We start from the raw sequence: 14,305 nt of genomic DNA on the forward strand, positions 1-14,305 counted from the left end.
TTACTGATTTACAAGCTCACCCTTAAGGGTATGGGCTGCTACAGAAGTAATCTTTACATCAACCATCTGTCCTACAAGAGATAATGGACCTTTGAACACCACAATTCTTCCTGAGGAGGCTCTGCTCTTGAGCTCATTCTCGTCTTTTCTTGAGGTTCCCTCTACAAGACATCTCTGGGTGGTTCCGATAAAGGCTTCGGTATATTCTGAGGCTAGCTCTTCAAGTCTCTTCTGCAGAATATACAATCTCTCCATCTTGGTTTCCTTAGAAATCGGATCTTCAAGAGTTGCAGCAGGGGTGCCTGGTCTTATTGAATATACAAAAGAGAAGCTCTGATCGAATTTTACTTCATTGACAATCTTCATGGTTTCATTGAAGTCCTCATCGGTTTCTCCAGGGAATCCGACAATGAAGTCAGATGAGATATGTACAGTAGGGCGTGCAGCTCTGATTTTCTTAATCAGCTCAACATATTGCTCTGCTGTATATCTTCTGTGCATTGCCTCTAGAATTCTGTTTGAACCTGACTGAATTGGAACGTGAATTCCATCTGAGATTACAGGCAGTTCTTTAATTGCCTCAATAATGTCATCGGTAAAGTCCATTGGATTTGAGGTAGTAAAGCGTATTCTCTCGACTCCAGGAATAGCTGCAATTTCGTAGAGCAGGGAAGAGAATTTACAGGCTGAACCGTCAGGATTTAGTCCGTGATAGGAGTTAACATTCTGACCTAGAAGGTGAATTTCCTTTACTCCGTTGGCAATATGACCTACACATTCATCAATGATGTCCTGAACCGGTCTGGACTGCTCTTCTCCTCGGGTATAAGGCACAATACAGTAGGTGCACTTGTTGGAGCAGCCTTCCATGATGGTAACAAATGCTGAAGGTCCAACTGCTCCTGCCTCTGGCAGATAATCAAACTTATCGATGGCATCTGCGGTTACATCAACTACGGGTCTGCCTGAAGCAATAAACTCTCCAACCATCTTAGGCAGTCTGTGGATGGTTCTTGGTCCGAAGATAATATTTATGCTCTTATCTAGCTCAAGGATCTTCTCGGCTAGCTCGGCTCCTACACAGCCTCCAAGTGCAATGATGGTATCCTCATTGATTTCACCGGTGTGTCTCCATGAGGCGATCTGGTTGAATACCTTGTCCTCTGCCTTTGCTCTTACGGCACAGGTTACCAGAATAATTATATTTGCTCCCTTAGGAGTTGATGATTCTGCAAAGCCTGCAGCTGTCATTAAATCTTTGATTCTGCCTCCGTCATATACATTCATCTGGCAGCCCCAGACGTGTACATAGAAGGAGCCTAATTGAAGTTTCGGTGCAGATAAGGTGGTTTGAATTGTAGTCATGATTAGTAAGTTTTATTCTAATTTTGTGGTTTGGCAATAATGCACTTATCAAATAACTCAGTCATTAACTCGTAATCACCGGCAAATGCATTAATGGATGCATAGAGCATCATTTTAGGATCACATAGAGAATAATCAACCTTAAATCCTAGAGGGATTAGAAGCTCGCGGACAAACTCTCTCTGCGCTCTTCCGTTTCCTTCTCTGAATGGATGTACAGCGTTAATCTCGCCTAGATAATAAGCGGCTCTTTCTGCAATCTTTTTTTCACTGCAGTCTTTGAGGTAATTCTCCTGAGCAAGTTCATCAAAGACCTTGGTTATGGTTTTCTGAATAAACTGTGCGTCACAGAAAAGAATCTCCTTGGAAATATTAACCTGACGCAGTTCCCCTGCCCAAGGATAAATATCCTGAAAGATATACTTATGAATTGCCTTTAAGTGGTTTAGATCAAATTTGCCCTGAATAGGCTTTTTGAGTAGATCGATGATCCTTGCTCCAGTATACATTCTCTCGTACTGAGAAAGTACTCTAGGATCATGCTCATTGAAGTTATTGATTAAAACTTCAGTACCTGGATAACAATAGACTTTATCGAAAGTCGAGGCTTCCAAAATTCAGGCTACCTTGCTATCATCGGTTAATTTTAATATCTGTTCTTGAAATTCTTTGAAAGAAATTTCTCCGTCAGCATAGCTTTGTAATAGCTTTTCCTGTTCCTCTGACAGATATAAATTTTCCATTGCTAAAGTAGCTTTTACTTCGTCTAGCAACATACGATCTCCGTAGTAATCACACCAACTTAATTATAACAGAAAAAGTGCTTTTTTTTCGTGTTTTAAGGTGGATTAATACTACATTATTTTGTGATAAAAATCTCAATTATTAAAAATATTTTTAGAGCGTGTTTCAGGTAATTTCTTTATAGGGAAAAAAGACAAAAAAATACCTCTGACAAAAACGTGTCAGAGGCGATTTAGGTATGTGAAAATTTGAAAACGTTAGTAAAACATCAAGTGTTACTTAATCGATGAGTTCGGAAAATCTTCCAATAAATTGCTGGAACATTAGTCTTAATTTTTAAGTCTAATTTCGTCTGTGCGTGATATATGTTAGTGAATATTTCTTAGATGTTACTTAGTGATCTGAACTTTAAGGAAATTTATCGTTTTTGGATAAAAAAATGCCTAGGTCAAAAGGTGTGGACCTAGGCGATGAGGTATGTGATTCTTTTTTGTTAAAAACAAAATCATTTAAAACTGTCAGAGTTCGAAATCATTTTGTCTCTTCCGCTTTTCTATTTTCTATTCTAGATACTCTAACTTAGTTAACACTTAGAGCTCATTATTCTTTTATCAGCGGCTACAGTTTTAATTATATTTGTAAAAATTAAGCAAAAAGTTGATCTCCGTTTGAAAAATTCGCAAACCTATCAATCTTTTGCGTAATTTACTGTTTTATAAATAAATTAAATTGATAAATGATAGAGTTTGCAACTTTTGTTTAAAAATCTACAAATGTGTAATTATAGAATTGTGCAAGAACCTAAAAAAATTATGCAAGATTCTCTGCCTCGTCCAGATTCTCCCAGTAGTCACGGTTTAGCTTGTAGGCTGCTGATGTGTAATCGATGATGTTATGCATAAGTTCATCAAGCTTACTTCCCTTTGAGTAGTCAGCCTGGGCAAAGTGCTTAATGCGCTTGTCCTTGATGAGTTCGTGTACTCTTGCTTTGTTGTTATTTACAGGATCGTAAACTCCGATAGAGTGGCCTCCAAGAGAATTTACCAGCTTCATACATGGAATATCGGTCTGACTGTCACCGATATAGACAATATTATTGAAAGGAACTCTGATATTCTCTGGCTCATAATAGCGGTTAACATCATTGTCGTTTACATCAAGTGTTCCTTTGGAGATTCTGAAAAGAAACTGCGTCTTGTTTGTAAAGTTAATGTTCTGTGCCGGCCATACTGCTGCGCCGTTATGATCGTATAAGAAGGAGTTTGCATAGATCATTCTGAATTCATCAGCAATCTTTGTACCCTCTATCATTTCCTTAAGTCCGGAGGAAATAATGTAGTGCTCAATCTTTACTTCTTTTTTCTTTCCATACTGATTGATTCTTGAAAACCAGTCCACAACACCTTTGTACAGTTTTACCTTTGAACCAAATTCAATTAGTTTCTCTCGTTTTACCTGAAATTTTCCCTTAGCTCCGTTGAGCATCAGGTACATATAGGAAAGGTTTGGATCCATCTGATTCTTGATGGCAAGATCTGATGAGAGCTTCCAGAACTCATCAACATTCTCATTTAGCTGCTGAATGTATCCCTGTGCCTGCATTTCATATGGGGTAAGGGTTCTATCAAAGTCATAACAGATGGCGAGTACGTTTTCTTTATTCATTTTGCTTATCGAAAGTTTGTTTGAACTTTCGGCTCCAGTTTAATCAGTATATTTTTGAAATATTTGTAAAAGAGTGTGCCATAAATCTTTTTTCAGATAAAACATATTCATTAAATATCTGTGAATTTGTCGTCCATAAAAAGAGAGATTATATTTTCAGAAATTTTTTTATATCAGAAAAAAACATTAAACTTAAGATAAGCTGATATAAATCATCATCATCGGGGCTTTATAATCTAAATAAATTTTGTGACGTAAATTTATTTTTTTTATTTTGTTGACAAGCATTTTTATTTTCATATAATAATGCACGTTGTCGAACAAAAGCACCTTTGTACTTGATAGGGGTATAGCCAAGTGGTAAGGCAGCGGGTTTTGATCCCGCCATTTCCCTGGTTCGAGTCCAGGTACCCCTGCCATTATTGGGGGTTGTTCAGCACACTGTTGGGGTATCGCCAAGTGGTACGGCAGCGGATTCTGATTCCGCCATTACCTAGGTTCGAATCCTAGTACCCCAGCCACTCAATGGCTATGTAGCTCAGTTGGTTAGAGCGCGGCACTCATAATGCTGAGGTCACTGGTTCGATTCCAGTCATAGCTACCATTCACCTTCCAAGGTGTCTTAAATCTTGTCTCAGTTGGGGTATCGCCAAGTGGTACGGCAGCGGATTCTGATTCCGCCATTACCTAGGTTCGAATCCTAGTACCCCAGCCATTCAGTGGCTATGTAGCTCAGTTGGTTAGAGCGCGGCACTCATAATGCTGAGGTCACAGGTTCGATTCCCGTCATAGCTACCATCGCATCACGATTTCTTTAACTTTCTCACAATTTTGGGTAGTTCTTTATAAGTCATTGCAAATAATCATTACTTGTCGCATTATTCTATTTATTAATCTAAAAAAATAGAATACATGAGGCCTGTTTAGTCAATGATTCCTAAAATATCGAATCTCCCTTCCGTTGATCATCTATATAAGAAGTATTTTGATGTTCTTAAATCAAAAGGTTTTAAGGGCGATATAGAGTATTCTCATTCTTCAAGACTGCTTGTCTCTACAGATAACTCTGTATATCAGAGAATGCCTCAGGGCGTGATCTTTCCTAAAGATAATCAGGATATTGTTACCGCACTTAAATTAAGGGCAGAACCTTTATATGAAAAGCTGATTATTACTCCTAGAGGCGGAGGCACAGGAACTAACGGTCAGTCTCTGAATGATGGAATAACCATTGACTGTTCCCGCTACATGAAGGAGATATCTGAGCTTAATGTTAAGGGTAGATCTGTTCATGTTCAGGCAGGTGTAATCAAGGATGAGCTGAATGATTATCTGAAGCCTCACGGATTATTTTTCTCTCCTGAGCTTTCTACCTCAAACCGAGCCTGTGTTGGCGGTATGATCTCAAATGATGCCGCAGGTCAGGGCTCTCTTAAATACGGCAGAACCTCATCCCATATCAAGGATGTTACAGTAGTTCTTGCAGACGGTACTTTAACTACCTTTGGACCTGTAAGCGGTGATAAGTTAAAGGAGTGTCTGAACAAGGATGGTCTTGAGGGGGACATCTATCGTGAATGCTATGCCTTACTGAAGGATAACCGTAAGCAGGTTGAAAAGATCTTCCCTAAACTTAACCGCTTTATGACCGGCTATGATCTTGATCATTCCTATGATCCTAAAACAGATACCCTGAACCTGGCCCGACTTATCTGTGGCGCTGAGGGTACCCTTGCGGTTATATGCGGGGCAACTTTAGATCTGACCAGAATCCCTGATTTCAGAGAACTGATGGTGGTTAAATATGAGGATTTCGACAGTGCTTTAAGACATGCTGTAGAACTAATAGATGCAGGTGTCTTCTCTGTTGAAACTGTTGATTCCAGAGTTTTATTCCTGGCAAAGAAGGATACAGTCTGGGATTCAGTAAAGGACTATATTGAAGAGGTAAAAGGTCACACCATCAAAGGTATCAATATTGTTGAGTTCAATGGCTACAACAAGGATGAGGAACATAAGAAACTTGTTGATATCTTCTCTAATGTAACCGAAAAGGCCAAAACCTTTGCCAACGGAATCTTAGGAGCTCAGTTGGCGGTGACCCCTGAGGCTATCTCCGCAATCTACGGCATGAGAAAGAAGGCGGTTGGTCTTTTAGGCGCAGCCTCAGGTGATAAAAAGCTTGTTGCCTTTACTGAAGATACTGTAGTCCCTCCAAGAAATCTTGCGGATTATATTTTGGAGTTCAGAGCACTTCTGGATTCTCTGAAAGTTACTTATGGAATGTTCGGTCATGTGGATACAGGTCTGATGCATGTTCGTCCTGCTCTCGATCTGACAACTGATTCGGACAGAAAGAAACTTGTTACCATTTCCGACAAGGTGGTTGAGCTTGTAAACAAATACCAGGGCCAGATGTGGGGAGAGCACGGTAGAGGCTATCGCTCCTGCTATGGAGAAGTTTTCTTTAAAGAACTTTATCCTGTAGCCAGAAAGATCAAAGCTGCCTTTGATAAGAACAATATCCTCAATCCTGGCAAGATCTGTGTGCCTTATGGCAATGACAAGGATCAGATTGTTTCTATTTCTGGTCAGATGAGGGGAGATTTAGACAGGACTATTCCAGTAAACATCAGAAATTCCTTCAAAGGGGCAGTAAGTTGCAACGGAAACGGACAGTGCTTTAGCTATCAGAGCAGTGCGCTGATGTGTCCTAGCTACCGTTTTACCAGGGATCATATCCGTTCTCCAAAAGGCTATAGTGAACTGATGAGAGAATGGTTAAGACTCTTAAATGACAGAGGCCATAATATTGCTGCCGAAGAGCTGTCTCTTCTGACATCAAATCCTTCTCCGGTAAACTTTGTGAGAAGATGTTTTAATACGTTAACGTCAAAGCATAAGGATTACTCCACAGAATATCTGCAGAAGATTAAAACCTGTCTGTCCTGCAAGTCCTGTAAGAGTATCTGTCCTGCTCACGTTAATGCTGCTGATCTGAACTCAAGATTCCTGTCTCTGTACTATGGTCGCTACCTGCGTCCTATGATGGATCTTCTGATTTTAAAATCAGAGCTGACTCTGCCAATCCTCTCAAGATTCCCAAGGTTATCTAATGCTGTTTTATCCAACTCACTGGTTAAGTTAGCAGTAAAGAGAATCTTTGGTATGGTTGATCTGCCTTTATTTAGCAGAACTACTTTCAGAGCCTTATGTGATAAGGAAGGCTTTGATGTGCTGTCCTCAAAGCAGGCATTGGTTTCTGGAAATGAAGTACTGATTGTTACCGACCCTTTCACCGTATGCTATGAGTGTGAAGGGCTTTTGGCTATGGCCAGAGTAATACGTAATCTAGGGTATAAGGTCGCATTTTTAAAGCCTTATGTTAACGGCAAGATTCTGGTTATAAGAGGCGATCGCCGAGGCTTTATGCATTATGCCGCAAAACAGGCCGCCCGCCTTGAGATGCTGTCAAAAGCTGGTATTGATCTTGTAGGCTACGATCCTGCATTAACCATCTGCTATCGTGATGAGTATACTCAGATCTTAGATGATGCCAGAGGCTCCTTTATTGTTAAGCTTCCTGAAGAGTGGCTTTCAGAACAGATGGAAAGCTCATCTTTCTCTGCTCATTTTGAAAAGATTAAAGAGAAGGTTTTATCAGTTTCAAGAACAGAAGAGTTCAAGGAAATGTACTATCTGTTCACTCACTGTACAGAGCGTGCGCTGATTACTCAGTCTCCAGTATTATGGCAGAACATTATGTCAACATTTGGTCTGAATCTTATTCCGGTTAATGTTGCCTGCTGTGGCATGGCCGGTCTCTTTGGTCATATGGCTGCAAATCAGAAACAGACTTATGCGGTTTATGAGAGGAACTGGAAGAATGAGATTGCCAAGAGAGATTTTAATCACTGTCTGATTACTGGTTTCAGCTGCCGTTCTCAGGTTCAGAGAATGGAAGGAAAGAAAGCTATTCATCCATTGTTTGTTGTGGATGAACTGCTCAAGAGGTCGTTGAATGGCTAGAAACATTTTGGCGTATCTATTCGGATGCTCAATTTTTTTTATTGCTATTCCTGCTATTATCCTATACATAGCAGTCTTAAGCCCATACACCTTTATGCCTGAGGGCAAGACTGCCGTGATTTTCGGCTCCATAAGCTCAGCTGTTGGACTTTTATTCATGATCTGGTCGAATAAGGAACTGATTGAAAAGGGCCATGGTGGTGCAGTAGTTATCGGCCCTATAAAACTTTCAAAAGAAACTATAAAATTAGTAACAACGGGACCATATTCAATGTGCAGAAATCCTATGCATATGGGGGCTTTTCTGTTTTATCTTGGATTATGCTGTGCTGTTAACTCTCTGCTTACGCTGGTCGTACCTTTTGGCTTTTTGCTGTTTGCATATTGCTTTGCAGTATTTCTTGATGAACCAAGATTAAAAAGAGATTTTCCTGAAGACTACGAGAAATGGATTCAGGATGTACCACAAAGGTTTTGGCCTAAACCTAAAAAAGGCTAACACAATAAGAAGGAGATTTTGATGACCATGATGTCAGGCGCACAGATGTTAGTGCGCACTCTTGAGGATTTAGGGGTAGATAATCTTTTCGGTTATCCGGGCGGTGCTGTTTTGGATATTTATGATGCTCTGTTAGAGTCCAAAAAGATTAAGCACGTGCTGGGAAGACATGAACAGGGTGTAGCTCATGCTGCTGACGGATATGCCAGAGCTACAGGAAAGGTAGGAGTCTGTCTTGTGACCTCAGGTCCAGGTGCAACCAATACTGTAACATCTATTGCAACTGCATACATGGATTCAATTCCTATGGTAGTAATCACCGGTCAGGTGGTTTCTCCTCTTATCGGTTCAGATGCCTTCCAGGAAGTTGATACCGTTGGTATCACCAGACCGATTGTTAAGCATTCTTATCTGTGTCAGAGCGCACTTGATATTCCTAAGTTTATCAGACAGGCTTTTTACCTTGCATCTTCAGGAAGACCAGGCCCTGTAGTAGTGGATATTCCAAAGGACTGTGTGCGTCCTTCAATGAAGTTTGAATATCCTGAGATGAAGTCACCTGTAAAGATGCGTTCATACAATCCAACCAAGCAGGGACACAAGGGCCAGGTTAAGAGAGCAGCCAAGCTTCTGGCTGAGGCAAGTCATCCAGTACTTCTGATTGGTGGCGGAGCTCAGCTATCCGGAGCTCAGGATGAGGTTCGTACCATTGCTCACAGATTCAATCTGCCTGTAACATCAACTTTAATGGGACTGGGTGTTTATCCAAGCACTGACAAACAGTTCCTGGGTATGCTGGGTATGCATGGTACCTTTGAGGCCAACAACGCAATGGACAAGGCTGACCTTGTATTTGCTGTAGGTTGCCGCTTTGATGATCGTGTAACCAACAATCTCTCCAAGTTCTGTCCTGCTGCAAAGATTATTCATATTGATATCGATCCTGCATCAATTTCAAAAACAGTTGTTGCTGATATCCCAATCGTGGGTGATGCCAAGACTGTGTTAGGTCAGTTCATTGATGTCTTTGATGAGTTCAAGCTTGTTGAAAACGCCTCTGCCATGAAACAGTGGTGGACTCAGATCGGCAAGTGGAGAGAGGATAAGTGCCTTGACTATGAGACTGACGGCAAGATTATTCAGCCTCAGCAGATAGTAGAGGCTGTATACAAGGCTACCCACGGTGATGCTATTATTGCCACCGACGTTGGCCAGCATCAGATGTTTACTGCTCTGTACTATAAGTTTGATGAACCTCGTCATCTTTTAACCTCCGGCGGTCTGGGCACCATGGGTTATGGTTTCCCTGCTGCAGTTGGCGCCAAGATCGGTTGTCCTGATAAGGAAGTTTGTCTGTTTACTGGAGACGGTTCTTTCCAGATGAATGTTCAGGAGCTTTCAACTTGTCTTGAATTTAACATACCAATCAAGATATTCATCTTTGATAACCATACCTTAGGCATGGTTCGTCAGTGGCAGAAGATGTTCTATAGAGGACATATCAGCTCTACCAATCTGAATTCAAATCCAGACTTTGTGGCTCTTGCCAAGGCATATGGTCATGAAGGCTTCAGAGTAACTGATCCTAAGGAGCTTGATGCTGCTGTTGAAAAGGCTCTGTCAATGAAGGACAAACTGGTTATTGTTGATATTGCATGTGATACTGATGCCAAGGTGCTTCCAATGCAGCAGATGGGCGGAAGTATGTCAGATATGTTCTTAGGTGAGGAATAGTCATGCGTCAGATCATTTCAATTCTGCTTGAAAACGAAGTTGGTGCTCTATCCAGAGTAGTCGGTCTCTTTTCTCAGAGAGGCTATAACATTGAGAATATTACTGCAGCTCCAACCGAGGATAAAACTTTATCCAGAATCACAATTCTTACAGAAGGTGACGGTTCTATCGTAGAACGTATTACCAAACAGTTGCATAAGCTTGTTAATGTCATTAAGGTATCAAGCCAGCAGGATAACTCCGTAGATATTGTTGAAAGAGAGATCCTTTTTGTTAAAGTGCAGGCTGTAGGTCACACTTTAAGAGAAGAAATCAAGACACTCTGTGATATTTTTAAAGCACAGATTGTAGATATCACACCTGAGCTCTATATTCTCCAGTATGTGGATACCTCCTTTGAGGTCGACAGATTCCTCAAGGCCGTCTCAGAACAGGCTGAGGTCGTCGAAACCGTGCGTTCTGGAGTGTGTGGAATATTTAGAGGCGAACATTCACTGCATTCATAGAAAACAGCTGAATATACAAGAAAGCCTCGATACAAATCGGGGCTTAATTTTAGGCGCCATAGAAAAAAATAAATAACAGGTGTTCAGTTCACAAACGTAAGAATGGTTATGGACAACAAAGAATTTATTGAATACAAAAAAGATCTGCTAGGTAAGATTGAGGCTCTGTATCAGAGCCAGGAGCTTTTCAAGATTATAAATCTTCTGGAAAGCTCTGAGCTGGATTTTGATTTATGCAACGAGCTGGTTAGAGCTTATATCAACGCTGCCAATAAAACCTCAGATCCATATTCTCTTTTCGAGAAGGCAAATCTGCTTTTAGACAGATTCTCTCTTGAAGGGAAGGATAATGCCAAGCATCAGTTCTACAGAGGCTATATTCTGTTTAAACAGGGACTGATTGAAGACAGCAAAATCAGATTTGAAAGAGCTCTGCGTTTTGCTTCAGTAGCTGACGGCAAGCTTTTTGAGCAGATAACCACCATGCTTGCAAATGTTAACTCCATGATTGAGCTTGCAACCTTCAAAGGGCAGAGTGAGGAACATAAAAAGCAGATCCTTGAACATATAAAGAAGAATTTTGGTGAGTATCAGCATTTATGCTCTTTTGACAATGTTGAAATCTACAGAATTCCTCCGACCTCTGAGCATAATTATAATCTGCTGGTCAGTGTCGGTTTATCCGGAAAGCTCATGAAGGGTAGGGCAGGTGCCAAGGATGAATGTGTAGAGATTTGTTTTGCTCTGCCAGAGGATTACAGATTTAATCCCGAGTCAAAAAGCAATTTTGAAGTGTTCCTGATGATTGAGGTCATCAAACATCTGATTGCCACGAAGGATAATATCGGCTTTGGCTATTATCTTGAGAAGGATACAGGCTTCAGCTCAAGAACCGCATTTAACGGTGCGATGCTGGTAGGTCTTGGAGATTACGATAAGTCACAGCAGATAATGGAACTTGACGGTGCGGAACTTTCTTTTCTGGAGCTTCTGCCTTTAAGACCAATGGAGCTTAATTTCAGAAAGTCTCATTCAGCATTGGAGCTGCTTGAACTCTTTAAAGAGAAGCTCGTTATGATTACACCTTTTATCTCCACCCGTGATGATGTGTGCAATGTGGTGCCTAAGCTCTAGGACAGATTAGAAAAATAATTGTTTTACATTAAATTTACAGAAACAGACTATGGAAAAATTAAATGGTGCAAAGCAGGTTGTAAGGGTATTGGAAGATCTCGGTGTTGACCGTATTTTCGGATATCCAGGTGCAGCCGTTACAGATATTTATGATGAGCTGTTCGATTCAAAGATCACTCACGTTTTAGCCCGCCATGAACAGGGGGCTGTTCACATGGCGGATGGTTTTGCCCGTTGTACCGGTAAGGTCGGTGTTGCTCTGGTGACATCTGGACCTGGCGCAACAAATACAGTTACAGCTCTTGCAACTGCATACGGAGATTCAATTCCGCTGGTGCTGATTACAGGTCAGGTAAGCACTGATCTTATCGGTACAGATGCTTTCCAGGAAGTGGATACCATGGGTGTGACCCGTCCTGTGGTTAAATACAGCTTCCTCTGTAAAAAGCCTGAAGATATTGCCAAGAATATCCGCAAGGCATTCTATATTGCTTCAACTGGTAGAAAAGGTCCGGTAGTTGTTGATATTCCAAAGAACTGCCAGAATCGCAGCTATCTGTTTGACTATGAAAAGAATTCAGATATTTCCATTCGCTCCTATAACCCTACCGTCTTTGGTCACAAGGGACAGGTTAAAAGAGCTGCAGCTCAGCTTGTAAAGGCCAAGCAGCCGGTTATGCTTTTAGGTGGTGGTGTAGTTCAGGGTGATGCCTCAGAGATTGCGGCAAAGCTTGCAAGACGTCTGAATTTCCCTGTAGTTTCAACTCTGATGGGTATTTCTGCCTATCCAACCACTGATAGACAGTATCTGGGAATGATCGGTATGCATGGTTTATATGAAGCCAATGAGACTATGCACAATTCCGATCTTATCTTTGCGGTAGGTACCAGATTTGCTGACAGAGCTACCAATATGGTGGCAAAGTACTGTCCTAATGCGACTGTGGTTCATATTGATGTTGATCCTGCATCCATCTCCAAGACCGTAAGTGCAAATATTCCTATTGTTGGTGATGCCAGAACAGTTCTGACTCAGATTGACAAAGAGCTTGATGAGCAGGGACATAAGGAGCCTAATGATCTGTCCCTATGGTGGAAACAGATTGAAGAGTTCAAAAAGAAGAACTGTCTTAAGTATTCAAGAAAAGAGGGCATGATTCGTCCTCAGGAAGTAATTGAGACCATCAACAGAATCTCAAACGAGCTTAAACTGAATCCTGTGATTACCACCGATGTTGGTCAGCATCAGATGTTCTCTGCTCAGTATTTTGATTTTCAGACTCCAAGACATTTCATAACTTCAGGTGGTCTGGGCACTATGGGGGTAGGTCTTCCTGCCGCTATCGGAGCTAAATTTGCGCTTCCTGATGCCAATGTGTTCTGTATCACCGGTGACGGCTCATTCCAGATGAATATGCAGGAGCTTGCTGTCTGCAGAAAGTATAAACTGCCAATTAAAGTTTTTATTCTGGATAATTCTGTTTTAGGTATGGTTCGTCAGTTCCAGACCGTGTTCTACAAAGAGCGTTACAGTGCCACCAACCTCGATGGCAATCCTGATTTTGTTAAACTGGTTGAGGCCTACGGCTTTAAGGGCATCAGAATTACTGACAATGATAAGCTAGAGTCAACTATCAGAGAGGTTCTCATGGCAAAGGATGAATTTATCCTGGTGGATATCATTACCGATACCAATACCAAGGTAATGCCATGGCTGAGAGCTAACGGCTCAATGATAGACATGATGTTGAATGAGGAGGAGAAATAAATGAGACACGTTATATCAATCTTGCTGGAAAACGAAGCCGGTTCCTTATCTCGTGTTGTAGGTTTATTCTCTCAGCGTGGATACAACATCGACAGTCTGACTGTTGCTCCTACTGATGATCCTACCTTATCACGCTGTTCAATTCTGACCACCGGTGAGAAGTGGGAAGCGGAACAGATCACCAAACAGCTGCATAAGCTGGTTTGTGTATTCCGTGTTTCAGCTCTTTTAGAGGAAGCTGAAGGTGGAATAGAGCGCGAGATGGTACTGGTCAAGGTCAACACTCCTAACAAGAATGCCCGTGATGAGGTCAAAGGTCTGGCTGATATCTTCAACTCAAAGATTATTGATGTTAATGCAGAAATCTTTACCTTAGAGTTTGTTGGCAATTCATCTGAAATTGATAACTTCATTACCACTATTGGCAAGCTGGCTGAAGTGCTTGAGGTTGTAAGATCAGGTGTTGTCGGTATTGCAAAGGGCAATCATTTCATGAAGCCTTAGTGCGTTCTCTCTTCTTTGTAATGTCTATATGAAAAGAGGCTGGCTAAAAAGTATGTCAGCCTCTTTCATTTTTCAAACATAGAATTTTGTTATTTCTAGGGAATTGAAATTTTCAAATACGATTTTGTTGAGATATTTATTTTGATTGGAGATTTTTAGAACTTTTAGAGAGATAAGGTGGGAAGCTTAAGGTATTTCTTGTTCTTTTTTAACTTATTACCGCATTCATTTCATTTCTTATATTGGCCCATTTTCTTATATTATGAGCCAGAGCCACAAGCCCAAATTCAATTATTACCTTCGCTTTAGATCGCAGTCTGAATCTTTTGAAACCGTGATTATATTTGATATCACCGA

At 41.0% G+C, this 14,305-nt stretch carries 12 protein-coding genes and 5 tRNA genes; 12 read left to right on the plus strand and 5 right to left on the minus strand.

The window, feature by feature from the left end:
• The 4 genes from miaB to BM308_RS06795 all read right to left on the minus strand — a co-directional run bounded on the left by miaB (position 1) and on the right by BM308_RS06795 (position 3,774).
• Positions 1-1,365 (minus strand): tRNA (N6-isopentenyl adenosine(37)-C2)-methylthiotransferase MiaB, encoded by a 1,365-nt coding sequence (gene miaB, locus BM308_RS06785; protein WP_074943970.1) that lies wholly within the window; start codon positions 1,363-1,365, stop codon positions 1-3.
• 17 nt (positions 1,366-1,382) lie between these two features.
• A complete protein-coding gene (locus tag BM308_RS06790) occupies positions 1,383-1,979 on the minus strand; it encodes a Fic/DOC family protein (RefSeq protein WP_083425482.1) in 597 nt (198 codons plus the stop codon).
• A gap of 3 nt (positions 1,980-1,982) precedes the next feature.
• Complete coding sequence (locus tag BM308_RS13340; protein WP_177214426.1) at positions 1,983-2,141, minus strand: antitoxin VbhA family protein; 159 nt, start codon at positions 2,139-2,141, stop codon at positions 1,983-1,985.
• Between the two features lie 778 nt (positions 2,142-2,919).
• Positions 2,920-3,774 (minus strand): HAD family hydrolase, encoded by an 855-nt coding sequence (locus BM308_RS06795; protein ID WP_074943973.1) that lies wholly within the window; start codon positions 3,772-3,774, stop codon positions 2,920-2,922.
• Between the two features lie 343 nt (positions 3,775-4,117).
• Between BM308_RS06795 and BM308_RS06800 the strand changes: the two genes are divergently transcribed.
• The 12 genes from BM308_RS06800 (at position 4,118) to ilvN (BM308_RS06855) (ending at position 13,948) form a co-directional block, all read left to right on the plus strand.
• Positions 4,118-4,193, plus strand: a tRNA-Gln gene (locus tag BM308_RS06800).
• A 26-nt stretch (positions 4,194-4,219) separates the two neighbouring features.
• Positions 4,220-4,295, plus strand: a tRNA-Gln gene (locus tag BM308_RS06805).
• Positions 4,296-4,301: 6 nt separating this feature from the next.
• Positions 4,302-4,378 (plus strand) — tRNA-Met (locus BM308_RS06810).
• Between the two features lie 35 nt (positions 4,379-4,413).
• Positions 4,414-4,489, plus strand: a tRNA-Gln gene (locus tag BM308_RS06815).
• 6 nt (positions 4,490-4,495) lie between these two features.
• Positions 4,496-4,572 (plus strand) — tRNA-Met (locus tag BM308_RS06820).
• Between the two features lie 132 nt (positions 4,573-4,704).
• Positions 4,705-7,803 (plus strand): FAD-binding and (Fe-S)-binding domain-containing protein, encoded by a 3,099-nt coding sequence (locus BM308_RS06825; protein WP_074943975.1) that lies wholly within the window; start codon positions 4,705-4,707, stop codon positions 7,801-7,803.
• On the plus strand, positions 7,796-8,302 hold the full coding sequence (locus BM308_RS06830) for a methyltransferase family protein (protein ID WP_074943976.1): 507 nt from the start codon (positions 7,796-7,798) through the stop codon (positions 8,300-8,302). The genes BM308_RS06825 and BM308_RS06830 overlap by 8 nt, the downstream gene beginning before the upstream one ends.
• Before the next feature lie 21 nt (positions 8,303-8,323).
• Positions 8,324-10,036 (plus strand): biosynthetic-type acetolactate synthase large subunit, encoded by a 1,713-nt coding sequence (ilvB, locus tag BM308_RS06835; RefSeq protein WP_074943978.1) that lies wholly within the window; start codon positions 8,324-8,326, stop codon positions 10,034-10,036.
• A gap of 2 nt (positions 10,037-10,038) precedes the next feature.
• On the plus strand, positions 10,039-10,542 hold the full coding sequence (ilvN, locus tag BM308_RS06840) for an acetolactate synthase small subunit (protein ID WP_074839461.1): 504 nt from the start codon (positions 10,039-10,041) through the stop codon (positions 10,540-10,542).
• Positions 10,543-10,650: 108 nt separating this feature from the next.
• Complete coding sequence (locus BM308_RS06845) at positions 10,651-11,676, plus strand: suppressor of fused domain protein (protein ID WP_177214427.1); 1,026 nt, start codon at positions 10,651-10,653, stop codon at positions 11,674-11,676.
• A gap of 49 nt (positions 11,677-11,725) precedes the next feature.
• Complete coding sequence (ilvB, locus tag BM308_RS06850; RefSeq protein ID WP_074943981.1) at positions 11,726-13,444, plus strand: biosynthetic-type acetolactate synthase large subunit; 1,719 nt, start codon at positions 11,726-11,728, stop codon at positions 13,442-13,444.
• Positions 13,445-13,948 carry an acetolactate synthase small subunit gene (gene ilvN, locus BM308_RS06855; RefSeq protein WP_031490918.1) on the plus strand — a complete coding sequence of 168 codons (504 nt, stop codon included), beginning with the start codon at positions 13,445-13,447 and terminating at the stop codon, positions 13,946-13,948. It abuts the gene before it with no gap.
• Between the two features lie 208 nt (positions 13,949-14,156).
• On the opposite strand, the gene BM308_RS13655 is transcribed toward ilvN (BM308_RS06855), so the two are convergent.
• On the minus strand, positions 14,157-14,297 hold the full coding sequence (locus tag BM308_RS13655) for a transposase (protein ID WP_373604445.1): 141 nt from the start codon (positions 14,295-14,297) through the stop codon (positions 14,157-14,159).
• Positions 14,298-14,305: the final 8 nt, after the last annotated feature.

The organism is Succinivibrio dextrinosolvens (assembly GCF_900116345.1).
GTDB classification, from domain to species: domain Bacteria; phylum Pseudomonadota; class Gammaproteobacteria; order Enterobacterales; family Succinivibrionaceae; genus Succinivibrio; species Succinivibrio dextrinosolvens_B.